General features: G+C 38.2%; 18 protein-coding genes and 1 other RNA gene. 9 read left to right on the top strand and 10 right to left on the bottom strand.

The window, feature by feature from the left end; translation table 11 throughout:
- The first annotated feature begins 16 nt into the window (after nucleotides 1–16).
- A complete protein-coding gene (locus B9A52_RS10470) occupies nucleotides 17–1,006 on the top strand; it encodes a DUF3078 domain-containing protein (RefSeq protein ID WP_084120427.1) in 990 nt (329 codons plus the stop codon).
- Here B9A52_RS10470 and B9A52_RS10465 read toward each other — a convergent pair.
- From B9A52_RS10465 to B9A52_RS10455, 3 genes are all read right to left on the bottom strand, one after another.
- The gene (locus B9A52_RS10465) at nucleotides 1,003–1,425 is read right to left on the bottom strand and encodes a hypothetical protein (protein WP_231955563.1); all 423 of its coding nucleotides are present in this window, start codon (nucleotides 1,423–1,425) and stop codon (nucleotides 1,003–1,005) included. The genes B9A52_RS10470 and B9A52_RS10465 overlap by 4 nt on opposite strands.
- 164 nt (nucleotides 1,426–1,589) lie before the next feature.
- Complete coding sequence (locus B9A52_RS10460) at nucleotides 1,590–2,735, bottom strand: DNA polymerase III subunit gamma/tau (protein WP_084120425.1); 1,146 nt, start codon at nucleotides 2,733–2,735, stop codon at nucleotides 1,590–1,592.
- A 91-nt stretch (nucleotides 2,736–2,826) separates the two neighbouring features.
- On the bottom strand, nucleotides 2,827–3,615 hold the full coding sequence (locus tag B9A52_RS10455) for a DUF481 domain-containing protein (protein ID WP_084120424.1): 789 nt from the start codon (nucleotides 3,613–3,615) through the stop codon (nucleotides 2,827–2,829).
- A gap of 542 nt (nucleotides 3,616–4,157) precedes the next feature.
- Between B9A52_RS10455 and ssrA the strand changes: the two genes are divergently transcribed.
- Nucleotides 4,158–4,562, top strand: a transfer-messenger RNA (tmRNA) gene (gene ssrA, locus B9A52_RS10450).
- Between the two features lie 182 nt (nucleotides 4,563–4,744).
- On the opposite strand, the gene B9A52_RS10445 is transcribed toward ssrA, so the two are convergent.
- From B9A52_RS10445 to B9A52_RS10425, 5 genes are all read right to left on the bottom strand, one after another.
- Nucleotides 4,745–5,890, bottom strand: coding sequence for an IS110 family RNA-guided transposase (locus tag B9A52_RS10445; RefSeq protein ID WP_113926323.1), 1,146 nt, complete (start codon nucleotides 5,888–5,890; stop codon nucleotides 4,745–4,747).
- 553 nt (nucleotides 5,891–6,443) lie between these two features.
- On the bottom strand, nucleotides 6,444–7,205 hold the full coding sequence (locus B9A52_RS10440; RefSeq protein ID WP_084120423.1) for an SDR family oxidoreductase: 762 nt from the start codon (nucleotides 7,203–7,205) through the stop codon (nucleotides 6,444–6,446).
- Nucleotides 7,206–7,425: 220 nt separating this feature from the next.
- Nucleotides 7,426–7,638, bottom strand: coding sequence for a hypothetical protein (locus tag B9A52_RS10435; protein ID WP_084120422.1), 213 nt, complete (start codon nucleotides 7,636–7,638; stop codon nucleotides 7,426–7,428).
- Nucleotides 7,639–8,084: 446 nt separating this feature from the next.
- Nucleotides 8,085–8,780 carry an ABC transporter ATP-binding protein gene (locus B9A52_RS10430; RefSeq protein ID WP_084120421.1) on the bottom strand — a complete coding sequence of 232 codons (696 nt, stop codon included), beginning with the start codon at nucleotides 8,778–8,780 and terminating at the stop codon, nucleotides 8,085–8,087.
- Nucleotides 8,777–10,264 (bottom strand): DUF5687 family protein, encoded by a 1,488-nt coding sequence (locus tag B9A52_RS10425; protein ID WP_084120420.1) that lies wholly within the window; start codon nucleotides 10,262–10,264, stop codon nucleotides 8,777–8,779. Before B9A52_RS10425 ends, B9A52_RS10430 begins: the two co-directional genes overlap by 4 nt.
- Nucleotides 10,265–10,364: 100 nt before the next feature.
- Between B9A52_RS10425 and B9A52_RS10420 the strand changes: the two genes are divergently transcribed.
- Nucleotides 10,365–11,096 carry a nitroreductase family protein gene (locus B9A52_RS10420; RefSeq protein WP_084120418.1) on the top strand — a complete coding sequence of 244 codons (732 nt, stop codon included), beginning with the start codon at nucleotides 10,365–10,367 and terminating at the stop codon, nucleotides 11,094–11,096.
- Nucleotides 11,097–11,136: 40 nt separating this feature from the next.
- On the opposite strand, the gene B9A52_RS10415 is transcribed toward B9A52_RS10420, so the two are convergent.
- On the bottom strand, nucleotides 11,137–12,399 hold the full coding sequence (locus B9A52_RS10415) for a replication-associated recombination protein A (protein ID WP_084120416.1): 1,263 nt from the start codon (nucleotides 12,397–12,399) through the stop codon (nucleotides 11,137–11,139).
- A gap of 304 nt (nucleotides 12,400–12,703) precedes the next feature.
- Here B9A52_RS10415 and B9A52_RS10410 point away from each other — a divergent pair, with 304 nt between their 5' ends.
- Together B9A52_RS10410 and B9A52_RS10405 are read left to right on the top strand one after the other, a co-directional pair.
- Nucleotides 12,704–14,125, top strand: coding sequence for an SLC13 family permease (locus B9A52_RS10410; RefSeq protein ID WP_084120414.1), 1,422 nt, complete (start codon nucleotides 12,704–12,706; stop codon nucleotides 14,123–14,125).
- Nucleotides 14,126–14,270: 145 nt separating this feature from the next.
- On the top strand, nucleotides 14,271–15,356 hold the full coding sequence (locus B9A52_RS10405) for a PAS domain-containing sensor histidine kinase (RefSeq protein ID WP_084120412.1): 1,086 nt from the start codon (nucleotides 14,271–14,273) through the stop codon (nucleotides 15,354–15,356).
- A 24-nt stretch (nucleotides 15,357–15,380) separates the two neighbouring features.
- On the opposite strand, the gene B9A52_RS10400 is transcribed toward B9A52_RS10405, so the two are convergent.
- The gene (locus B9A52_RS10400; protein WP_084120410.1) at nucleotides 15,381–16,301 is read right to left on the bottom strand and encodes a sugar phosphate isomerase/epimerase family protein; all 921 of its coding nucleotides are present in this window, start codon (nucleotides 16,299–16,301) and stop codon (nucleotides 15,381–15,383) included.
- Nucleotides 16,302–16,627: 326 nt separating this feature from the next.
- Here B9A52_RS10400 and B9A52_RS10395 point away from each other — a divergent pair, with 326 nt between their 5' ends.
- From B9A52_RS10395 to B9A52_RS10380, 4 genes are read left to right on the top strand one after another with little or no spacing between them, the layout of a single operon-like run.
- Entirely contained in the window at nucleotides 16,628–17,332 is a 705-nt protein-coding gene (locus B9A52_RS10395) for a hypothetical protein (protein WP_084120408.1), read from the top strand.
- Nucleotides 17,329–20,082, top strand: coding sequence for a TonB-dependent receptor (locus tag B9A52_RS10390; protein ID WP_084120406.1), 2,754 nt, complete (start codon nucleotides 17,329–17,331; stop codon nucleotides 20,080–20,082). The genes B9A52_RS10395 and B9A52_RS10390 overlap by 4 nt, the downstream gene beginning before the upstream one ends.
- The gene (locus B9A52_RS10385; RefSeq protein WP_084120404.1) at nucleotides 20,082–21,236 is read left to right on the top strand and encodes a DUF4249 domain-containing protein; all 1,155 of its coding nucleotides are present in this window, start codon (nucleotides 20,082–20,084) and stop codon (nucleotides 21,234–21,236) included. The genes B9A52_RS10390 and B9A52_RS10385 overlap by 1 nt, the downstream gene beginning before the upstream one ends.
- 2 nt (nucleotides 21,237–21,238) lie before the next feature.
- Entirely contained in the window at nucleotides 21,239–22,873 is a 1,635-nt protein-coding gene (locus B9A52_RS10380) for a hypothetical protein (RefSeq protein WP_084120402.1), read from the top strand.
- The last annotated feature ends 13 nt before the right edge of the window (nucleotides 22,874–22,886 follow it).

Below are 22,886 nucleotides of genomic sequence, written 5' to 3'. Positions count from 1 at the left end.
GTTCTTTAAAATTAATATGTCAAAAAAACATATCCTTTTACTTCTTCTTTTTTTTTCTTCTTTAGCTTCTTTAAAAGCCCAAGATGAATTATTACTCGCCGATACCTTACTGATCAGTGGCGATACTATCATCATGCTTGGAGATTCCATTATAATTAAACAAAAAGTAAAGCCTGTTTATTGGAATAAGGGAGGTAATTTTAACTTCAGTCTACAACAAGTCCATCTTTCCAACTGGAATGCGGGCGGAGCGAGTAACCTTGCATTGACAACAGGCCTGAACCTGTTTGCCAATTTCAGTAAAAATGAGATAATCTGGGATACTAAATTAACGGTTAATTTGGGTTTTAACAGGCAAGCTGATAGGAGATTCCCATTGCGAAAAACGAATGATAACTTTTTTTTTATAACCAAATATGGTAGAGAGTTGACGAAAATTTGGTTTTTATCCACTCAATTGGATGCGAGAACCCAATTATTGGCAGGATATAGATATTTTAGACCTTCTGGTGCTGAAGAAGATGAAAGAACAAAACTTTCTGATTTTTTGGCACCCGCTTACATTCAATCTTCGACAGGTCTGAATTATCGTAAGGAATATGAAAATAAAGATAGGATTTCAATCATCGGATCACCATTTACAGGTCGTTTCACAGTAGTATTGGATGATTCTCTCAGTCGAGCGGGGGCCTTTGGGGTAGTACCCGGAGAAATAGTCCGGGTAGAAGCAGGAATTTCAGTAAGTTCCACTACAGATATTCAATTGATTGAAAATGTAAGATGGAGGGCGGATTTAAACCTTTTCTCCAATTTTGAAAGGCTAGGAAATCTAGTTGTCAATTTCAATTCAATCATTTCCCTGAGAGTCAATAAATATATTACCACTAGAATAGAAACTATATTAATATACGATGAAAGTGTCCTGATACAACAGGAATCAGGACCACCCAAACAGGCCGTGCAGTTTCAAAACATGATTAACTTTGGAATTGGTCTGGACTTTTAAAAATCAGTCTCAAGTCCGAATCTCTTTTTCAATTCTGCCAGGGCTGGCGATTTTTCCAAAAGATAATGAAGCTTGTCAGTACTCGTATAGAGTTTCTTCTTACTACTTTCGTCATCTTCTTTTATTTCAGATTCGAGATGAATGCTATAGTTGTTCAGCTTCCTTCTAAGAATCCCCAATATGTCATTCTTGATTTTTAAAAAAATATCCTGCTGTATTTCTCCATTGAGGTGATAGGTAATGGTTTCTCCTTCCAAAATAAACGACTGTTTCAAAACAGTCACCTCTAGGGTTTTGTGTTGGGATTTGAGGTCTTCAATTATTTCCTGAATGACACTTTTCAGTTTATCATAATCAAAAATTTCCGCCAATTGTGAGATATTCTCTTCGCTGCGCTCTTTGGACTCCTTTTCATCCAAATCAATCTGAAGGGCCTTCTCGCCAAAAGATTTTTTTGCGGCATGAATACTGGTAGGGATAGAAAGGGTCCGCTGAACTTCTGTTTTCTTGGGAGCAAAGGGATTTTTTTCTTTAAAAAGAGAATTTGAAACACTGCTTTTTTCGACAGTAGGTTCGGGCTCAATCAGTTTTTTTTTTTTGATTCTTCTTGCGCCAAAGCGGCCAAGGAAATGGCTTGGGGCAATTTAGCCATTTTCATTAAAGCCAATTCTACATGAAGCCTTTGGTTTTTGCTGGTTTTATAATGTATATCACATTGGCTGCAGATATTCAGGGCAGACAGCAAAAACGAAATAGCGGCTTGCTGCGATTGTTGTAGGTATCTTTCTTTAGCGGAATCAGAAACCTGTATCAACTCAATGGTCGATTGATCTTTACATACCATCAAATCCCTCAAATGTTCCATCAAGCCGGAAATAAAATTGTGACCATCAAATCCTTTTTTGAGAATTTCATCAAAAATCAGCAAAGCTTCAGAAATACTGCCTGAAAGTAAGGCATCAAGGACTTTAAAATAGTAGTCATAGTCAAGGATATGCAGGTTGCTGATAGTTTCCTGATAGGTCACTCTTTTCCCGGCTGAATAGGTCACTATCAAATCAAAAATGGACAGCGCATCTCTCAATGCCCCATCTGCCTTAGTAGCAATCAATCTCAAAGCCTCCTCTTCTGCTTCTATTTTTTCCTCCGTAGCGATATATTTAAGATGATGTGTAATATCGGTAATCTGAATTCTGTTGAAGTCAAATATCTGACATCTCGAAAGAATGGTAGGGATGATTTTATATTTTTCAGTGGTTGCCAAAATAAATATGGCATACTTAGGCGGTTCTTCCAAAGTTTTCAAAAAGGCATTGAATGCCTGATTCGAAAGCATGTGAACTTCATCTATGATATAGATTTTATATTGTCCCTGCTGCGGGGCATACCTGACCTGTTCTACCAGGTTTCTGATATCATCCACGGAATTGTTGGATGCTGCATCGAGTTCATGGACATTGAAGGAGGCATTGTTATTGAAAGCTTTGCAGGAATCACATTCATTGCAGGCCTCATAATCAGCTGTGAGATTTTGACAATTGATGGTCTTGGCCAAAATTCTCGCACAAGTTGTTTTCCCCACTCCACGTGGACCGCAAAAAAGGAAAGCCTGGGCCAAATGGTTGTTTTTGATGGCGTTTTTCAGGGTGGTGGTAATATGCCCCTGACCTACGACACTTTTAAAATTGGAAGGCCTATATTTTCTAGCTGAAACAACAAAATTTTCCATCAGCGCAAGATATAAAATTATTGGAAACCTGACTCAGAAGATACCCATACAAGGAAGAAAATTTTTATTAAATCATTCATTACTAGCTGAATTAAAAATCAAAAGAAATCCCGGTCTTGAAAGCAAATATAAACTTAGTGATTGGGACAATAGGTTTGTCTTCATAAGAAAAATCAAAAGTATTCGTAAATGAGAACCTATCCGAAATCTTGGTGTTGAGGTTGAAGTTGCCGTTAATCCTATTTCTGAAAGCCTGAATAGACTGGTCATACCCAACTTGGTAATAATTGACCATATTGAAATCGACGTATTCATTGACAGTTAATCGGAATGAGAAATAATTTGAACTTTTGAAAAAATCCACATTGACGGATTCTTCAGTAAAAGGATGCTGCCAAGTTTCATTTTCATAAAGCCCCCCCAAACCAAGAATCAAAGTCAGTCGATCGCTTTCTAATACTCTTGTCCTGAAAGTCCCTCCTGCTATCCATCTTGGTGACAAGCCCCGGAAATTATCAAAAGAATATTGCACGAAGGTTTCAATGTTATTTTTTTCCTCAAAATTAAAAACCGTACGCCCATGAATCAGACCGAAATTCAGAAAGTCGGAATCATTTATTCGGAGGTAATCAAAGTTAGAAACAAAAATATATGCATGTTTTCCAGGATGATACATGGTATTGATATCCCATTTGTAGCCAAAAAGATTGACAGGGGCATCAGCAGCTGCGCTCCTGTTATATACATTGAGCCCAGCCGTTGCTTTGGCTACAAATACCTTCGAAGAATCACCTTTCAGCCGGTATCTTTCAATATTTAGTATTTGGGAGTAGGAAGGAAAGGAGATGGAAAACAATACAATGAAAATAATCTTTCTCAAAACAGATTTTATTAATAAGCCACAAAGGTTTCAATTTTTGAATCGGATTGCAAGGATATTGGCAGGTTGTCGGATTTTGTCATTTCGAGTGGAGAAAATTGGCATATACAGAAAGGGTAATGACATCAAGATGGGCGTCATCCTGAGGTACGAAGGATCTCCATCGGTCCTATTTATGATTATATTAACCGTTTTCTGATCCCCATGAGATGCTTCTCTACGTTCAGCATGACGGCTGCTCCGATGATGATGTCATTGGTAAGTAAGAGAGAAATCTATTAACCTTGAAGAGAGAAGACTTCTCCTGAAGTCGAAGTGACAAGGCAAAGTTTTATTATAAATTCAATGCTATTTGTAGTATTAGACACCCGATTTCAAATTTTGTCGTTGGTAGACACCTGGAATCTCTTGATGCTCCCGAAAGAATTCTCCAGGCTTTGGTTCTTTTGTCTTAAGTCTTGTGTCTTGTGTCTCATATCTCATATATACCATCTAACATTGAACCATTTTTCCCCTATATTTGTCTCCCATTTAGAAACAATGGGGCTGACCGGTTTTGACAGTAGGTGTAAGGACTGGGCTCGCATGCAGGCCGGAGTATGTACGGCCTTGAATAATTCATACGACTATAACTGGCGAAACTTCTTACGCCATGGCTGCCTAATCTGTCCCTCAGGGGAATAGATAATGCTTAAAGGGTTGAGATTCGATAGATTCTCCCCGGCCACATCCCGCAACCCGCCGCTCTTTCCGGGTTGATTCTGGGGTGTCGAAATGATAGAGCCGCTCCCTGTGAGGCTACTAAGCAGGGCTAAGACAAGTGGCTAAGTCAAGTATAGGTGTGTCATCCAGCAGTACTTGATCGAAAACCCAACAGGTGACTAAGCATGTAGACGGTACGGTGTTTCCCTATCTGGACGAGGGTTCGAATCCCTCCAGCTCCACTTAAAAATCCCCCCTCCCCCAAAACTCAAAGAGTTTTGGGGGAGGGGGGATTTTTGTTTTGTATTCAATAAAATATAATTCTAACCCAACTTAAATTTCCCGCTTGGCGTAGCCAAACAATGAATGCTAGGACTGGGTGTAGGTACTATCTTTAAAATCAAGATTATTTTAATTTTTTTTACCTTTACGATACCGGAGAGGAAGCATACAGTGATCGTTCACTTGGATGTTTACCTTGTGTAGTGCCGACTTGATCGGCACTATTTTTTTCAGCTTTTTCAAAGCTGACCGGAGAGGGAAGCTCCAGCTCCTGTTCTTTGGATATTTCGGGTTGATAATCCTCAATAAACGGCATATTGTTTTTCCATAATGCATAGATGGTAGTTAGGATTTTCTTTTGGACAGCCACATAGCTTTTCATTTTCAAGCCATGCTTTTCGAAAGTGCGGTTGAATAAGTTGTAGAAAGGTTTGACCTGATAGGTTATTGTCTGGAATGCCGGCATGAACATCGCGCGCCTTATCCTTGAGTTTCCTTTTTTTGAGATCCTGGTTTTTCCGTTGGTTTTTCCGGATTGGTTTTCGACGACATCATATCCGCAATAGCTTACCAGCTGTTTGTTGTTTTCAAAAAGTTCAAAGCCGTTGGTTTCGGCCAAAACTATTGCCGCTGTAAGGATACCCACTCCTTTGATCGAACAGATATTCCCGACCTTGCCCCATACTTCTGCCTTGGATTGGAGGTGGTTTTTGATTGTGGATTCAAGCTGTTCTAGCTGTTTATCGATCAGTTTGATCATGTTTTCCAACTGCTTTTCAACTGCCTTGGAAGAATACATGCCGTTTTTAATGGCATGGAGCTGATTTCTTGAAGCTGTCTTTTGTTCCTGCAGGCTCTGGTGATGCCTGGTCAGGGAACGGAGTTCATAGAAAAACCTGCCAAACGGCGACCAGGGAGACAGGCATTGCTCGGCTCCCATCTGAGCCAATCCCCGGGCATCGATCGTGTCGTTTTTAGATTTATTTCCAAGTGAGCGAAGATAGTTTTTCGCCTTGGTAGGCAAAACCACAGATACAGAATAGCCCTTTTCAAACAGGTACAAAGCACAGGTTTCATGGTAATTCCCCGTAGCTTCCATACAGATTACCAAAGGGACGTTTTCATCCTTTCGGTTTTTTTTGATCCAAGAATCCATCGATTTAAAACCGGTTTTTGAATTTGGGAAAGTCTGGGTGGATTTCACCGTTACTTTTTGACCTTTATCTATGGAAGATAAGCAGCCATTGATAGATTTACTAGAAACATCCAGTCCGACAGAATATTTTAACATAGGATAGAAGGTTTATAAAAACAGTATCCCCTCTTGTTCTTAACTCATCGTTATGGAGCATTGAAGGAGTTCTTCATGCCTGGGTACTATTCAGATTCGAAGAGGAAAAAATAAAGGTGTGATCCCTACACCGCAGTATCAGCATTGCTGTACTTAATTTGCAAATCAGGCTACACCTTTATTCTGTTTTTTGGTTCAGTTTAAAGATATGAATTTGCAATTACACCCTCTTATATATTCCAATTTGCAATTGGACAATTCAACCAAAAACTCTAACGAAAGGCAATTCTTGGCAATTTGAATTACAAATTCAACATGATAGAAAAGCGTAGTTACAAACTACGCTTAGAGGTTACGCCATTCTACTCCTAGTGGGGATTAAAGAAAAGTGACACTTCCTAGACATTGCTTGACATTTTATGGTTTTGGATTCGGGTAAAAACCTTCGATACGCCGCGACGCATCAAAGGTTGGCTCTTGCTTCACCTCTCGGTTCCCAGCTCTAAAATCTCGCTTCTCGATACCACCCTCATCCTTCTACCTTCATCCCTTCCTAATATCCCTTTATCAACCCCCCATCCACAGCCAATGACTGCCCTGTGATATAGCTTGCACGTTCACTCAATAAAAACACAGCCGCTGCGGCAAATTCTTCAACCTTGCCAAAACGTTTCATGGGAACGGAATCTTTTAATTTATCCACATTTGGATTGCCTTCCAGCAATTGGTTTAGCCTATCTGTCATGGTGTAGCCGGGCATAATGTTGTTTACTGTAATGCCCAAAGGGGCCAACTCGTTGGAAAGACTTTTGACCAGACCAAGTAAAGCTGTGCGCACTGCATTGGAGGAAATCAAGTTGTCAACAGGCTGCTTGACTGAAACAGAAGTAATGGCCAAGATTCTTCCAAACGCCTTATCTTTCATACCCGGAAGTACCATCTGTATGAAATCGACTGCAGACAAAAACATGGATTCATAAAACCTCTTCCAATCTTCCAATCCAAAATCTCCAAAACTACCTGCATCAGGACCGCCTGTATTGGTGACCAAAATATCAATCACGCCAAAAGCAGCATTGACCTTTTCAAAAAAACGCCTTCTATCCCCTGCATCCATGATATTGCATGTTCCAGAGATTATTCTGCCGGAAGCAAATTTTTCTAATTCCTTTTTTGTGGCCTCCAAAGTATTCTTATCCCTACCACAAATAGCCACATTAGCACCCTCCTGGGCAAGTGCTACAGCTACACTTTTCCCAAGTCCCTTGGATGAAGCCAATACTATCGCATTCTTCCCTTTTAATCCTAAGTCCATGTTTATCTATTTTAGCCATTTCAAGATTTTAACCCTATCAAATATTTTTTGAGAATTGCCAGGGGAAGATCTGAAAGTGATGATCAATGTTAACAAACATAACAATATATAATTTCCCTATCCTCAAATCAAATGGATCTTTCTTTTTGAATTAGAAATAAAAAAGCACCTGAAAAGATGGATACTTTCCAGATGCTTAAAATAAAAAAACTACATCTAACTAGAACAACAATGCACTTTTAAATCCAGTGACCATTTTTTGACTGAAACTGCGGTTTACTTCCATTATAGCTTCAGGACGAATAGAAATAAAAGATGTTCTTTCTATGATAACATCCCAAGCTTTATCTTTTGCTTCTCTTTCACTACCTGCGAGGGTTTTGATTTGGAACTCAATTCCGTTGATTTCCAATTTGATTACATATTTCATCATTTTCAAACAAGTTTAAATTTGTTACTTAAAAATTTTCACTATTAACATTATCAGCGAGATAGCTGAACCGAGATCACTAATTATTGTCTCATACAACAATTATTACGATTCAAATTACATTTTTTTATATTTAAAAAACAAATAATTTTTAATATTTATTTTAAAAAAACTTTCGATTAAAAATTCCCATGGCTTAAAAACGCTTTTTGAGCTATCTTATAAAGATTTGTAGGCAAAAAAAATCCCGATCAAAACTTATCGATAAGATAAATATTGATCGGGATTAAGGGAAAGGGGAATACGCTTTATTTAGAAGGGAATATCTTTTTATAGAACAATGGCTTGAAATCGGAATACAGAACAATAAGAGAAATAATAATCCCATTGAAATTCTCTGGGATTCAACCGTCTATTTGATCACCTTGGCAATTCATTCCGGAATATTTTCAGCCTGTGAAATAGGAATCCAATTCGGACATCATCAATTCCTTTTCTTTCAGGTCCTTGATTACTTTACCTTTTTCCAACAAGACTATTCTGTCACAGATTTCAGTAACATGGTTGAGGTCATGGGAAGAAATCAAAAAAGTAACCTGAGACCTCTCTTTTTCATGAAGTATCAACTTCTTCAATCTTATTTGAGAACTTGGATCAAGGTTTTCAAAAGGTTCGTCAAGCAGCACGACTTCAGGATTGCCCATCAATGCCGCGGCTATCCCCACTTTTTTCAGATTTCCTTTAGATAAGTCTCTGATATATTTCTTTTTGCCCAATATTTCATCATTGAAAAGGTCTTTGAAATTTTCAAGATGCAATCTTAAATCTTCTTCTGAAAGCCGGTAAATTTTTCTCAGTGTCTCAAAATATTCATCGGGAGTAAGATACGACAACAGCATATGTTCATCAAGGTAAGCGCCTACCCTAGACTTCCATTCCTCGGTTTTGCTGACATTTTGGCCGTCAATCAAGACTTCACCGGAAGTAGCCCTTACCAAATCCAACATGATTCTGAAAAGGGTGGTTTTACCGGCTCCATTATTTCCTACCAGACCAAAGCATTCAGATTTGGGAATTTCAATGGATTCCACATCCAGCACTACGGCTTCTTTATACTGTTTTTTAATATTTTGTACACTTATCATAACTCTTGTCTAAATGAAGATGAAATTTCATACCGATTATTAAGTACTTTTTGCACAGGTAAATTTGATAAATAAGGAAATGCCAAGATTCCTACCATTCCAAAAATTCCCAAAGCCAGTAATCCCACATATTGATTGACCAATAAGGCAAAAGGAAGATAAACTATATAGGGTGCCATAAACATGGGGATGATCATCAGAAATTGAGCAATTCCCACTCCTTCATAATTGAACATAGCTCCTTTGTTCAGGTCCATTGGTTTGGGTTTCCATAAGGACAAATAAATGACCATGTGCATAATCACTCCCATATTGAATAAAAAGGTAGCGATATGGATCAATAAAATATCCCATCCAAAAAACACATAAGGAACTGACAATAGAAAGCATAAACAGGAAGTTGCAATAAAGAGGAGATACTTTCCTTTGATCAGGCTTTCCACACCGTCTCTCTTTTGAAGGAAAAAATCAAAATTGGCTGAGTTCCAACTTAAAAACAGCTGCCCGTATTGGAGCATGAAAATCCCTGTTATAAATGAGCCTACAAAAACAAACATATGAGAGAATCCTTCCTCTGTGGAATATTGGGGATTGGCGTAAAATATCAACCCATAAAGCAGGAAAAACCCTGCCAACATCAGATAGGTCCTGCTTTTCTTATGACGGATGATCAGCTTCCATTCCAAATTGGCAAGTTCCCCTGCCAATCCAAACCTATTGAAAATACCAAACTCCTGATTGACAAAACGGACATCTTCATCTTGAGTAAGGTCTTCCAGGTATGCATTGTTGTAATAATAAGTATATGCTAACCTGTGAAGCGCAAGAAAAACCAAAAACATCACCAATACGGGGACAAAACTCGTCAATGACCAATCAAAAACAGGCTTCATGATGTCCCCCAAGTTGAACCAACCCATATAATTGGATCCTGCCCCAAGTAATAAAACGAGAAAAACTACGCCTATTCCGGTGATACTATCTTCAAATTTTTGTTTGAACCAAAGCATCAGCCAATGCAAAGACCAACTGGTAAATAAAATACAAAACATCCATGACCATGCTGCAGGCGACCCAAACCTTGTTGCAACCTCCTGAACCGCAAATGGCAGAAACAACAATGGAGCAATCAAAGTCATAGGAGAAACAAAGGATCTGCCCAAAAGAAAATGAATAATCATGCTTTTCTTGATGGGAAGATGTAAAAATCTTTCCAGCTCAATCACCGGAAGTTTCTGGATAAAATACCTGTACATGAATTCAAAAAGAAAGAAATAAATCAATACCCCACTGAGTGTTGCGTAAGCATCTGAGCTATCAAAGCCTTTTTCAATGATCTGCTTTAGTACAAGGCCAAGTAACAAGACATAAGCAAGTAATACTATTGCCAGAAAAGCAAGGAAAATAGCAACCAAAGCACTCTTTGCGAAGGCTGTGGACCTCATACTTTTTAATAATTCGAGTCGTAGAAATTGCAAAACCATGGTAAAGAATGAAATGGTATAGGATATAAAATGTAATTTTAGCTTTGAATATAAACAAAACTAAATAAGTCGCCGAATCAATAAAAATAAAATTGACCAAATGAACGAAAATATACAGGAACTAGGATTTTTTGATATTATCGAGGCTAGAAGGTCAGTCCGTATTTTTGACCAAGAAAGCCCTTTCAATCATCAAGTGGTACAAAAATGTCTTGATGCTGCTACTTTAGCCCCCAATAGCTCTAACCTGCAACTATGGGAATTCTACAGAATTCCCGAAACTTCTCCTTCAAAACCCGGATTGGACAAGCTTTGCATGAAACAAAAAGCCGCAACAACAGCCCGGGAGTTGGTAGTTGTTGTAACAAGAAGGGATAAATGGAAAAGCCGAGCTAAAGCCAATTACGGCTATATTCAGGAAACCTATAAAAATTCTCCCGGTAAGAAACAAAAACAGGCCCTATCCTACTATGGAAAACTTATACCCAAACTCTATTCAAAATTCCCATTATGGTCATTGATCAAACAGCTCGTGGCCTGGTTTATTGGATTAAGGAGACCAATGGTAAGAGAAGTTTCAGAAACAGACATCAGGATTTCTGTGCATAAAAGCGCTGCTTTGGCAGCCATGACATTTATGTATGCAATGAAAGCTGAAGGATATGACACTTGCCCCATGGAAGGGATGGATTCATTGAGGGTGAAGAAATTATTGAATCTACCCAATGGAGCGGAAATATCCATGATCATTGGCTGTGGGAAAGGATTGCCTGAAGGCATTTATGGGAAAAGGTTTAGGGTGCCGAATGAGGAGGTGATTTTTGGAAAGTAGGATTCGATAACTTTCAATAGTTTCTTGTTTTGGCTGTTTTTCAATACCCATATTTTCCTTTCCACTTGCTCTGTAAAAATTTCCTCAATTCATTTTCTCTTGCATTATTACCCGGTTCATAGAGCTTGAGGTTTTTGATTTCATCGGGGAGGAATTCCTGGGTGATAAAATTTCCCTCATAATCATGGGCATACTTATATCCTTTCCCATAATTCAAATCCTTCATCAATTTTGTGGGTGCATTTCTCAAATGAAATGGAACAGGTAAATCCCCCTTCTCTTTTACCAAGGCCTGGGCTTTGTTGATGGCCATATAAGCCGCATTGCTTTTGGCAGAGCTTGCCAAATAGGTTACGCATTGGGAAAGAATTATCCTTGATTCAGGATATCCAATGATTTTGACTGCTTCAAAACAGTTGGTGGCAAGCAACAGCGCATTCGGATTGGCATTTCCAATATCTTCAGAAGCAAGTATCACCAATCTTCTTGCGATAAATTTTACATCCTCGCCACCCTCAATCATTCTTGCAAGCCAATAAACTGCCGCATTGGGGTCTGACCCCCTTATAGATTTGATGAAGGCAGAAATAATATCATAATGTTGTTCTCCTGATTTATCATATAAGGCTACTTTTTGTTGGGCTGTTTCAATTACAATCTTATCTTCTATTACACATGGCTCCTCATTGATGCCATCAATTACGATCTCCAATAGATTGAGTAATTTTCTACCATCCCCTCCCGAAAGTCTCAGCAGCGCCTCTGTCTCCTTCAATTCGACTTTTTTCTTTTTCAAAAACACATCCTTTTTCAAAGCCTGATGGATCATAGCTTCAAGCTCTGATTTGCCCAATGCATTCAACGTAAATACCTGACATCTGGAAAGTAAAGCGGCATTGACCTCAAAAGATGGATTCTCGGTGGTCGCACCAATCAATCTGATCACACCCTTTTCCACAGCCCCCAAAAGTGCGTCTTGCTGGGATTTGTTGAACCTATGGATCTCATCTATAAAAAGTACAACCCCCATTTGAAACTTGGCTTTATCAATGATATCTCGAATATCCTTCACTCCTGAACTGATCGCACTTAATGTATAAAAAGGGGCCTTTATTTCATTGGCTATGATATTGGCTATTGTTGTTTTTCCAACCCCCGGAGGCCCCCATAAAATCATAGAGGGCACGCTACCGTTTTTAATGGCTTTGTATAGAAATGAATTCGGGGCAGAAAGATGCTCCTGTCCAATCAAATCTTCCAATTGAGTGGGGCGCATTCGTTCGGCAAGAGGGGTTTGATTCATGACTTTTGGATTTTAGAAGAATATTGGAGATAATTCTAAAGCTTCCCAAAGCTAGTTAATTTTGACATGAGGAATACTTTAATTTGATGATCCGAAGATTTTGTATCAGTAATAATTGGAGATTTATTAGCGGATAATCAGCGGTACTTACCTTTAATCAAAAAACGATAAATAGAAATGGACTCCAAACCTTTTTTTGGCTATTTGCAGGAAAGCTGGAAATCACATTAATCTATTGTTAACAAGTCCCATAACTAATAATTTTCTTTTATTTTTACTTCTCTATTTTAAATATGATTTTTATATGGCTCACAGCGATTCAAGAAGAGCAACAATACGTCTTTATAGAAAACTGAAATCAGGTTGGATATGGGCAACTTCTACTTTTACGGGAAACTTAATCCTTGCTTCCTTTATCAGTTCCTTTTTCCGGAATTTGGGATATCCTGATGATGTCAACTTTGTTTTCTTTCTCAGTATCCTGGCAGTTGGGCTTTGGGTGACCGAAGCCATCCCTCCCTTTGCGGTCGGAATATTTATCATTGCAGGTCTACTGTTTGGTTTTGGGACAAACTTTGTTCTTGAAGGTCAAAAAACCCCTGTAGAAATGTATTTGGGAACTTGGACCAGTAATGTAATCTGGTTGCTTTTGGGAGGTTTTTTTCTTGCAGAGGGCCTGAGTATTGTTTCACTGGACAGGGCGTTGTTTAGGTTTACGCTCAGTAAATTCGGATCAGATCCAAGCAGATTGCTTTTGGGATTGATGCTCACCACAGCTGTCGGAAGCATGGTGATGTCCAATACCGCCACTACCGCAATGATGGTGTCTTCCATTTTGCCTTTGGCCAGACTGATGGGAAAAGATTCCGAATATACAAAAGCGCTTTTGATCGGAATACCTGCAGCCGCAACGCTGGGCGGTATGGGCACAATCATCGGAAGTACGCCAAACGCAATTGCTGTCGGGGCGCTTCAGGAAAAAGGTATCAATATTACTTTCATAGAATGGATGCTTTTCGGCATTCCCGTAGCTTTGATTTCTATATATGTTTTTTGGAAATTTTTAACCAAAAAGCTGCAATTGGATGGTATAGTCCTAGACACATCAGAACTAATGGGGAAAACAAATACCAAAAATGGATTTGAAAAATATGCCGTTATTTTTACACTTTCGCTGACCGTCTTCATGTGGCTGACCGAGCCCATTCATGGTGTTCCAATTGCGGCCACCTCCGCCATACCTATAGTATTACTCACGCTCTTTCAGGTAATAAAAGCTGAAGACGTGAGAAGACTTCCATGGGATACTTTGATGTTAGTAGCAGGAGGTTTAGCCTTGGGTATTGCTATGGTAGATGTAGGATTGACTGACATCATCATGGAAAAAATTTCACAACTCCCCATACCAATGATAGGGGTAGCAATAGTATTCTCAATTGTAGCAGTTTTGATTTCAAATATTATGAGCAATACTGCGGCGGCTTCCATACTTGTGCCATTGGGATTGTCTCTACCGGGAATCTGGGGATTTGCAGTACCCTTGATTATTGCTTTAAGCTGTTCCTGTGCCCTATTGCTCCCTGTTTCCACCCCATCAAATGCGATTTCATATTCCACAGGTATGATAGAGCAAAAAAGCTTCCGACCCGGTGGCTTGTTGATGATGGTCTTAGGCCCTGTATTGGCTTTTGTTTCCGTTATGCTTTATGCCTTAATATTTTTTTAAAATTTCAAATGATTATTTTAATACATATTTCCTTTATGCCAATTAAAATTCATTAAATCTCAATTTTAAATGATGATGATCTTTTTTTATATACCTTGTCCGCTGAAGATTGCTCTTTGCCCAAAAATCATCCCCAAGTTTTCTAATGAGTAGTTACCAATTGGAAAAAGAAATCCTAAATAAGCTTGAAATATTCTTTGACATATCGCCGGATTTATTCTGCATAGCTGGATATGATGGCTATTTCAAAAGAATAAACCCCGCCGTTTCCACTCTTTTGGGTTATTCCAAAGAGGAGTTATTTTCCAGTCCTATCAATGATTTTGTACATCCTGAGGATAAAGATATTACCTCAAAGGCAAGAAAAAAACTTACCAAAAGACAACCCCTTTTGAATTTCGAAAACAGGTATTTAACAAAAAACGGCGAAACAGTTTGGCTTTCTTGGACATCAATGTATCTGGAAAATGAGGAATTGATCTTTGCCATTGCCAAAGATATTACCCTAAAAAAGAATCTGGAATTAGAAAGAAATCTTTTGTTATCAAACTTGACTGAGATCAATCAAAAACTGAAGCACCTTTCCTATACTGTAACCCATGACCTTCGGGCGCCTGTAAATAATTTCCTTTCCATTTTTAAACTTCTGGATTCTTCAAAAATAGAAGACGCTGAAACCTTGGAATTACTTGGAATGCTCAAATCATCGAGTGACAATCTGAATGAAACACTGAACAATTATGTCGATATTCTTTATGGAGAGGACAAAAAAAACCAGGATATTGAAAAAATCAACTTCGGGGATTCATTGAATACTGTTTTGAAATCAATCCCATCCTTGATCAAAAACTCCGGTACAAAAATCAAAACAAATTTTGAGGCGCTTAAAGAAATTGAATTTAACAGTGATTATTTGGGAAGTATTTTTTTGAATCTGATTACCAATTCCATTAAATATTCAAAACCCGGAATTGCACCCGAAATTTCAATAACAACCCTATTAAGTAATGGGAAAAAGAAACTGATTTTTGAAGACAATGGTCTAGGGTTTGATATAGATAAAGTGAAAGATAAAATATTCGGGATCAATCAAAAATTCCATCATCACTTAGACAGTAAAGGAATAGGTTTATATCTAATTTACAACCATATAAAAAGTCTTGGTGGCGCCATTAGGGTTGAAAGTCAGGTCAACGTAGGAACCAAATTTATTATTACTTTCAAGAAATAAGGCTTAAAATAAAATAGTTCGCCATCAAATCTCCCCCACCAACTTTTTCATTTTGGACAAACCCGTCCTGGCTACTTGAAGGGCATCTTGCTTCCAATAGTCCTGATTAAATAACTCGAGTGATAACACCTTTTTCCCTCCCGAATTTCTGATATCATGTAGGATTTGTTTCATGGGTGCTGCTCCATCTCCCGGATATACCCTGTCCTTGTCCTCCTGTTTCTCTCTTGGGATAGTATCCACAAAATCATTCATGTGAAAAATCTCTATCAGATTCCCATTCAACATTTTTAACCCATCATACCCGGAACCTCCACGGAAAAGATGGTAAACATCAGGAAGAATTCTGGCATCAGGATCATCGGCTACTGCCGCCACCATCAATACCTGTCCTAAATGATGAAAATAGGGGAAAGCTCCCCAAAATTCCAATTGTGGCATTACTCCAGTTTTCCTACCCAAATCCAACAAAGATTTGTAGCGTTCACCTGCCTTGAATAAATCCAAAGGTGCATTCACCCCGGCTGCCGGAGCTGCAATTCTTGTACAGCCCAACTCAGCCAAAAGCTCCATTTCTTTCTCCATCTGTTGAAAACCGGCCTTTCTTTTTTCATCATCATCAACCATCCAAGGCGCAAATCCAATGGCGTTCTCAAAACGCAGTCCCGAATCCGAAATATACTTTTTCAGTTCAGACAAGGAATTTCCTGAAGAAAGGTATTCCTGAATATCACGGATCCATAACTCCACACCATCGTATCCGGCCTTGGCGGCAATATCTAAATATCCTTTCAATCCAGGTTTTTGTCCCATAATTGTACTCGTGTTGAGACAAAAGCTGAATTGTGTTTCTTTAACATCAGATGAAGCATGCAGTATTTCCGGAGCCAAAAAGGCTCCCGCACTTATCCCTATTGTTTTTATCACGTTTCTTCTCGAGGCCATTGTTTGTTTCTGTTATACTGGACAATATTATCAAATTTTTAAAAACAATTTTAAACAAGTTAAACATTATGGGTTGTTCACCATGCTTTTCACAAAAACCATTCTTTAAAACAGTCCTAAGAAAGGGACATACTTAGATCAATGTTTGATGGATTGCAGTGATTTGTCGCTAACTTTTAGTATTTATTATTCAGCCAATAATCCTTGAATTCAATGCAAGAACATAAGTCTTCTCGACCATTTATATAAATAACAGAACTAATAATACAATCACCTAAATTATTTGTTTCTTTGATTTTTGAATTTGATAAAAATTTAAATTACATATGAAAACCTCAGTGTTTTTTCTATTTGCAATTTTACTGTTTGTAGGATCTGCATCTGCTCAAATGCAGTCTGTAATCCAAGCCCAGTACACCGAAAACATCCCCTTTCACCAAGAAGTGGTAAGTGGCGGATATTATGTGGATCCTCCCAATAATATTGAGGGTCACCCCTATTTGCAGGATAAGAAATTTGAAATTGGCAATATCACCATTAATGGATTATTCTATGAGCAAGTCCCGATTTTATATGATATACATAAAGACCTGGTAATAACCTTTCATCCTATACACCGTCAAAAAACAATCATCCAAGCCGAAAAGATAAACTCTTTCTCAATTCTTGAACCACAGGAAAAAAAATTTATCAAAATCGAGGAAAACTTCGATTACAATAACCACAACAACGGATTCTATGAATTGGTCACTGAAGGGAATGCTCAACTTTTTTGCAAACATTACAAAACCGTGAATGCAAAAAAGGAGACAGGAAAATATAGTCGGATTTTCATTGAAGAATCCGATTATCTGTTAAAAAAAGAAAACAAATTTTTATTGGTCAAAAAGAAAAGCAGCGTTTTTGAATTTCTTGAGATGGAGAAAAAAACAATCCAAAAAGAACTTAAAAAAAGGGATATTTATTTTAAGCGCAGTCCCAGAGCTTATTTATCCATTGTTACCGAATTTTATAATAATCAGGGAAAATGAAAAGAAAATTTTTACTCCTGATAATTGTATTTGGGTTGTTTCTTCCTTTTGCAAAAGGTCAGGTATCCAAATCAAATGATGCTGAGAAAATCAATGGCCTATTTGCAGGAATACCATTTACGCGATTTGTTCAACAAATTGAGTCCTCTACCTCCTTTCGGTTTTACTTTTCACAAAATGAAACTGCAGATCTTCAGGTCAACATCAGTGCCAAGGAAAATACGCTTGAACAAGTGCTTGGAGGAATATTCGATAATACTGAATTCAAATTTGTAATTGATGAGAACAAAAGAGTTTTCATTACCAAAGAAAAACCGTTGAATTTGACATTACCTGAAAGTTTTTTCAAACCAATACTTTCAGAAAATGACTTGGATAGTGCTCAAAGACTGGCAGATGTAGAAAGGACATATTCCAGAAATAAATTATATGTAATCGGTACATCTTCATCAAATAAAGAAGCATTCCTAAAAGGAAAGGTGACTGGCTTGGAAACCGGAAATCCTGTTTTTGGTGCTGTTGTATTTGAGAAGGTGAATTTTACCCGTGCCATCACCAATGAAAATGGAGAATTTCAAATTCGACTGCCAGTTGGACGTCACTCTCTTTTCATCCAAAATCTTGGCGGATTTGTGGAACAGAGGCAAATCAGTCTTCAGGGGGATGGAATTCTTGATATCTCTATTGAAGAAAATGTGATCAGCCTATCGGAAGTGGTGGTTAATTCCGAAAAAATGGCAAATATCTCCCGACCTGAAATGGGTGTCCAAAAGCTGAATATTGAAACCATGAAAAGGCTGCCTGCGGTTTTGGGCGAAGTGGATATCATTCGAAGTATATTGACTTTGCCGGGCGTGCAGACGGTCGGCGAAGCAAGTGTGGGATTTAATGTGCGCGGCGGTGCTGCCGACCAAAACCTCATTTTGTTCAACCATTCCACCATATACAATCCTTCTCATCTTTTTGGTATTTTTTCCGCGTTTAATCCCGACGTAGTGGAATCTGTAGATTTATACAAAGCCGGAATTCCGACTAAATATGGAGGTAGACTTTCTTCTGTTTTGGACGTCAATGCAAAATATGGGAATGAGGAAAAAATAAAAGTTTCCGGAGGGATTGGATTACTTACCGGAAGACTGACAGTGGAAGGACCAATTGGAGAAAACACTACTTTCATTGTAGGCGGTAGGGCAACTTACTCTGATTGGCTCCTGAATGTATTGGAAGAGAATACCGATTTTCAAAACGGAAGGGCTTCCTTTTATGATTTCAATTTCAATATAGCCCATAAAATCAACCCAAAAAATACTATCCGACTCAATTCTTACCTGAGCAGTGATGACTTTAGTTTTGACAGGGATACCCTATTCCAATATCAGAACCAAAATGTCAATCTTTCCTGGCTACATTATTTCAATGAAAAAATGGAAATGGAATTGGTCCTTGGAAGGGATGAATATAAATACAGTATAGAAGGAAGAGAAAATCCTCCAAATTCCTTTGACCTTGGATTTGATCTCAGACAGGATTTTGTAAAAGCCAATTTTGTTTATGAATATGATGATAGGCACAAATTGAATTTTGGTGTACACAGTATCAGATATGAATTAAACCCTGGCTACCTTTCTCCTGTCGGATCCGAATCCGTAGTTATTGGCGAAACCGTAAACACTGAACGTGCACTCGAAACCTCAATACATATCGGAGATGATTTTGATATAAACGATAGGATTTCATTGAATTATGGTGCCAGATACGTGTTTTATCAGTTTCTCGGGCCCAACACGCAAAGGCTATATGAACCGGGACAGCCCATTTCCTCTTCAACTCTTATCGGTGAAAAAACCTTTGGCAGAGGTGAAACCATCAGTACCAATCATGGACCTGAATTCAGGATATCCGGGCGGTATATCCTGAATAATATTTCTTCCATCAAAGCGGGATACAATACAAGCAGACAGTTTATCCATTTGATGACCAATAATGCCGCGATAGCGCCAACAGATACCTGGAAGCTCAGTGACCCAAATATTCTTCCACAATGGGGGAATCAGATTTCTGTGGGTTATTACAGGAATCTAAGAATAGATAAATACGAGTTTTCTGTGGAAACTTACCACAGGAGTATGCAAAATCTAGTGGATTTCAGATCGGGAGCCACTTTAATATTGAATAATGCCATTGAACAACAAGTACTCCGAACTGAGGGAAGGGCATATGGTGCAGAAATTTTGCTCAAAAAAAATACGGGCAAGCTGAATGGATGGATAAGCTACACCTACTCCAGGTCATTACTCCGTACAGCTGAGGATGAAACTGCCGAAAAAATAAATGACGGAAATTGGTATCCCAATAATTTTGATCAGCCCCATAATGCAGGACTCGTAGGAAATTACGAATTGAGTAAAAGGTTCAGTGCTTCATTAAACGCAAATTACAGTACGGGTAGGCCGATTACATTACCTGTCGCCAAATTCGATTACGGGGGGTCAGAAAGGGTATATTTCTCAGATAGAAATGCTTATCGGATTCCGGATTATTTCAGAGTAGATCTTTCATTCAATATAGAAGGAAACCACAAAATCCGTAAACTGGCCCATTCATCATGGTCTGTGGGTGTTTACAATCTATTGGGAAGACGTAATCCTTATTCCGTCTATTATACACCTGTCAACGGCATCCTTCAAGGCTACCAACTTTCCATATTTGCCAATCCAATACCATTTATCACTTATAATTTCAGGATTTGATGAAAAGAAGATATTCCCAAATAATAGTCCTCTTTCTTTTTTTCACTGCACTTTCTAGTTGCAGGGACCCTTTTGAACCTGAAGTTTCATTTCAGGATAGTAACCTGTTGGTGATAGAGGGATACATCGAAACTGCATCCAATGAGTCCATTATTCGGTTAAGCAGGACTAATCCGATCAATTCCCAAGATCCAATAAGGGTAGAAACCGGGGCATATATCACATTGCTTTCTGAAACAGGAGAATCTTGGAGTTTTTTCGAAAAAGAACCGGGTACCTATTCGTTGACAGGGTCATTCAATACTGCTATAAGCTATCGCCTTCAGATAACTCTCAGAGGTAATGAAGCTTATATATCAGATCCCATTTTTCCTCTGGAAAGCCCGGAGATTACCGAAATCGGATTTAACCGTAATGAAGATGGTGTTCAATTATTCGTGAGTGCACGGGGGAATGAAAATGCCGTGTACTTTATTTGGGACTATGAAGAAACCTGGATATTCAGGGCCGCATTTCCATCATCATTTATCTTTAATCCGCAAACCAAACAAATTGATTTGAGAAGGCCTGATCAAAACATACATTTATGCTGGAATGAAAATAAAGTAAATCGGATTGTTTTGGAAAATTCATCAAGATTTTCGGATTATTTGGTCAATGAGAGGGAGTTGGTTTTTATTCCAAATCTTTCGGAAAAATTAATGCAGCGCTATAGTATCAATGTTAGGCAGAGGGTATTGAGTAAGGAGGCTTTTGATTTTTGGGAAATTATGAGAAAGAACACGGAAGATATCGGAGGCATTTTCAGCCCATTACCTTCCTTGATCAAGGGGAACATCAGTCCTGTCGATCCAAAAGATCCTGCAGCTATTGGATTTGTCAGTATGGGTAAATCAAGTGAAAAACGCCACTATATCAATGTTGATGAACTTAGACCTTGGCCTGTATTTATAGAGGATTATGCCAGATGCGAGATTTTTAGAGACACAATCCCTCCAAGTGATTATGAACTTGAATTTTCAAGTCCAAATAGACTACCTGTTGTTCAAGTCAACAATGACTTGATTATTTTAGGTTTCCAGGCCGCAGAGACAAGATGTGCAGACTGCACCCTAAGAGGAACAACAGTTAGACCTGATTTTTGGGAGGATTGATTATGAAGGATATAAGGAAAATTGTTCTGATTCTTTTCGCATTAATAATTGCAAACTATTCCGGGATTGTTTCTGCACAAACCCCTGTCAACGAAATCGTTTCTGCACATATATCCAAAAATATTGTTGTAGCCGGTGAAAGTGTTTGGTTTTCAGTTCTTGCCACTGGAGTAGATAAAAAAATCTATTCTAAAATTGCCTATGCAGAATTGGTAGATAAAAATGGCCAAGCAGTAGCCCAAACCATCTTAAACCTTGAAGCCGGCAGTTCAGAAGGTTATCTGGAAATACCTACCCAGCTTAATTCGGATCATTACCTTTTCAGATTTTATACGAGAATCAGTCCATTTGGCGAAAATTCGGGTGTTTTCAACCAGTTTATCACCGTGATCAATCCAAACAAACCTCCAAAAAAACAAAACTCACGGAATATAAACGATGACAATGGGTTCAAAAAGCCAGTATTTGCAGAATTGTCGGACAGGAAACAAATAAATCCAAATGCTGAGGTTATCATACCCTTACCTGAATCTGAAATCTCAAACCCATTTTCAATTTCAGTTTCGTTGAAAAACCCTTATTTGCCAGAATCTTTTCAAGGCTATTCGGATAGAAGGATCTATAAAAAACCATTAGATCCGGAGAATATTATTCCTGAACCTTTTGGGCATATTATCTGGGCAAAAAACCTAAATCCTGAGATTGATACTACAGAAACTTTCTTTTTATCAGCGCATGGCGGTCAATCAATATTAATTTCAGCAAAGCCAAATGAAAAAGGAGATTTGTTTTTTGAGCTGGGGGCCTTGAAAGACTATGACTTCTTCATCATTCAGTCTTCAAATATCGAGAAACAACTCAATTTGACTCCCAAATCCCCTTTTCTCGAATTTGAATTCCAAGATGATTTTGTGTTTCCGGATTTGGTGATTGAGGAAAAAGATAAACCTTTTCTTCAAGATCTCATTACCTCGTCCCAAGTTAACTCCTATTTTTATGAAGTAACCTCCTCTGAGTTCAATCCGGTAGTTGCAGGTTTTTTAGCGGATAGAACCTATTATTTGAATGATTATAACAGGTTTGACAATATTTCAACAACGTTAAAGGAATATGTCCCGGAAGTTTGGGTCAGAAGGCAGGATAAAAAAACCCTGTTTAAAGTTTTGAATAATCCTTTAAATTCTGTTTTTGAAGAAAATCCACTTATCATAATTGATGCGATGCCTGTTTTTGATGTAGATGATTTGGCCGAGTTTGACCCAAAGAATATCCAAAGATTGGAGGTATTGACCAGAGAATTTATATTGAATGATGATAAATTTTCAGGTGTCATCAGCTTCTCTTCGTTTGAAAATGACTTTGGTGGATTTGAGCTACCAGAACACGCCTTGTATTTCAATTACACTGAAATACAAAAGCCAAGAAAATTACCTTCCCCACATTTCAACGACAATCTTGAAGATCCGAATTTCCCTGATTTCAGATCCACTTTATACTGGAATTACCAAGGTACTTCGTCCGATAATTTACTTTTTTATACATCTGAAATAAAAGGTGAATATGAAGCTTTAATCAGTAAGGTTGGCGAAGGTGGTGTTTTAGAATTTCTCAAGATCCCTCTTACAATACATGATTGATTTTTTTGGACTT

It is taken from the genome of Aquiflexum balticum DSM 16537, assembly GCF_900176595.1.
In the GTDB taxonomy this organism is placed as follows: Bacteria; Bacteroidota; Bacteroidia; order Cytophagales; family Cyclobacteriaceae; genus Aquiflexum; species Aquiflexum balticum.
This window is presented reverse-complemented; position numbering and strand designations above follow the sequence as displayed.

What these genes read in the sequence shown, in the direction of transcription:
- B9A52_RS10425 (WP_084120420.1), bottom strand. Translation starts at nt 10,264, where the DNA reads ATGGTTTTGCAATTTCTACGACTCGAATTATTAAAAAGTATGAGGTCC.
- B9A52_RS10390 (WP_084120406.1), top strand. Translation starts at nt 17,329, where the DNA reads ATGAAAAGAAAATTTTTACTCCTGATAATTGTATTTGGGTTGTTTCTT.
- B9A52_RS10380 (WP_084120402.1), top strand. Translation starts at nt 21,239, where the DNA reads ATGAAGGATATAAGGAAAATTGTTCTGATTCTTTTCGCATTAATAATT.
- B9A52_RS10460 (WP_084120425.1), bottom strand. Translation starts at nt 2,735, where the DNA reads ATGGAAAATTTTGTTGTTTCAGCTAGAAAATATAGGCCTTCCAATTTT.
- B9A52_RS10410 (WP_084120414.1), top strand. Translation starts at nt 12,704, where the DNA reads ATGGCTCACAGCGATTCAAGAAGAGCAACAATACGTCTTTATAGAAAA.
- B9A52_RS10420 (WP_084120418.1), top strand. Translation starts at nt 10,365, where the DNA reads ATGAACGAAAATATACAGGAACTAGGATTTTTTGATATTATCGAGGCT.
- B9A52_RS10435 (WP_084120422.1), bottom strand. Translation starts at nt 7,638, where the DNA reads ATGATGAAATATGTAATCAAATTGGAAATCAACGGAATTGAGTTCCAA.
- B9A52_RS10430 (WP_084120421.1), bottom strand. Translation starts at nt 8,780, where the DNA reads ATGATAAGTGTACAAAATATTAAAAAACAGTATAAAGAAGCCGTAGTG.
- B9A52_RS10470 (WP_084120427.1), top strand. Translation starts at nt 17, where the DNA reads ATGTCAAAAAAACATATCCTTTTACTTCTTCTTTTTTTTTCTTCTTTA.
- B9A52_RS10405 (WP_084120412.1), top strand. Translation starts at nt 14,271, where the DNA reads ATGAGTAGTTACCAATTGGAAAAAGAAATCCTAAATAAGCTTGAAATA.
- B9A52_RS10440 (WP_084120423.1), bottom strand. Translation starts at nt 7,205, where the DNA reads ATGGACTTAGGATTAAAAGGGAAGAATGCGATAGTATTGGCTTCATCC.
- B9A52_RS10400 (WP_084120410.1), bottom strand. Translation starts at nt 16,301, where the DNA reads ATGGCCTCGAGAAGAAACGTGATAAAAACAATAGGGATAAGTGCGGGA.
- B9A52_RS10395 (WP_084120408.1), top strand. Translation starts at nt 16,628, where the DNA reads ATGAAAACCTCAGTGTTTTTTCTATTTGCAATTTTACTGTTTGTAGGA.
- B9A52_RS10445 (WP_113926323.1), bottom strand. Translation starts at nt 5,890, where the DNA reads ATGTTAAAATATTCTGTCGGACTGGATGTTTCTAGTAAATCTATCAAT.
- B9A52_RS10385 (WP_084120404.1), top strand. Translation starts at nt 20,082, where the DNA reads ATGAAAAGAAGATATTCCCAAATAATAGTCCTCTTTCTTTTTTTCACT.
- B9A52_RS10415 (WP_084120416.1), bottom strand. Translation starts at nt 12,399, where the DNA reads ATGAATCAAACCCCTCTTGCCGAACGAATGCGCCCCACTCAATTGGAA.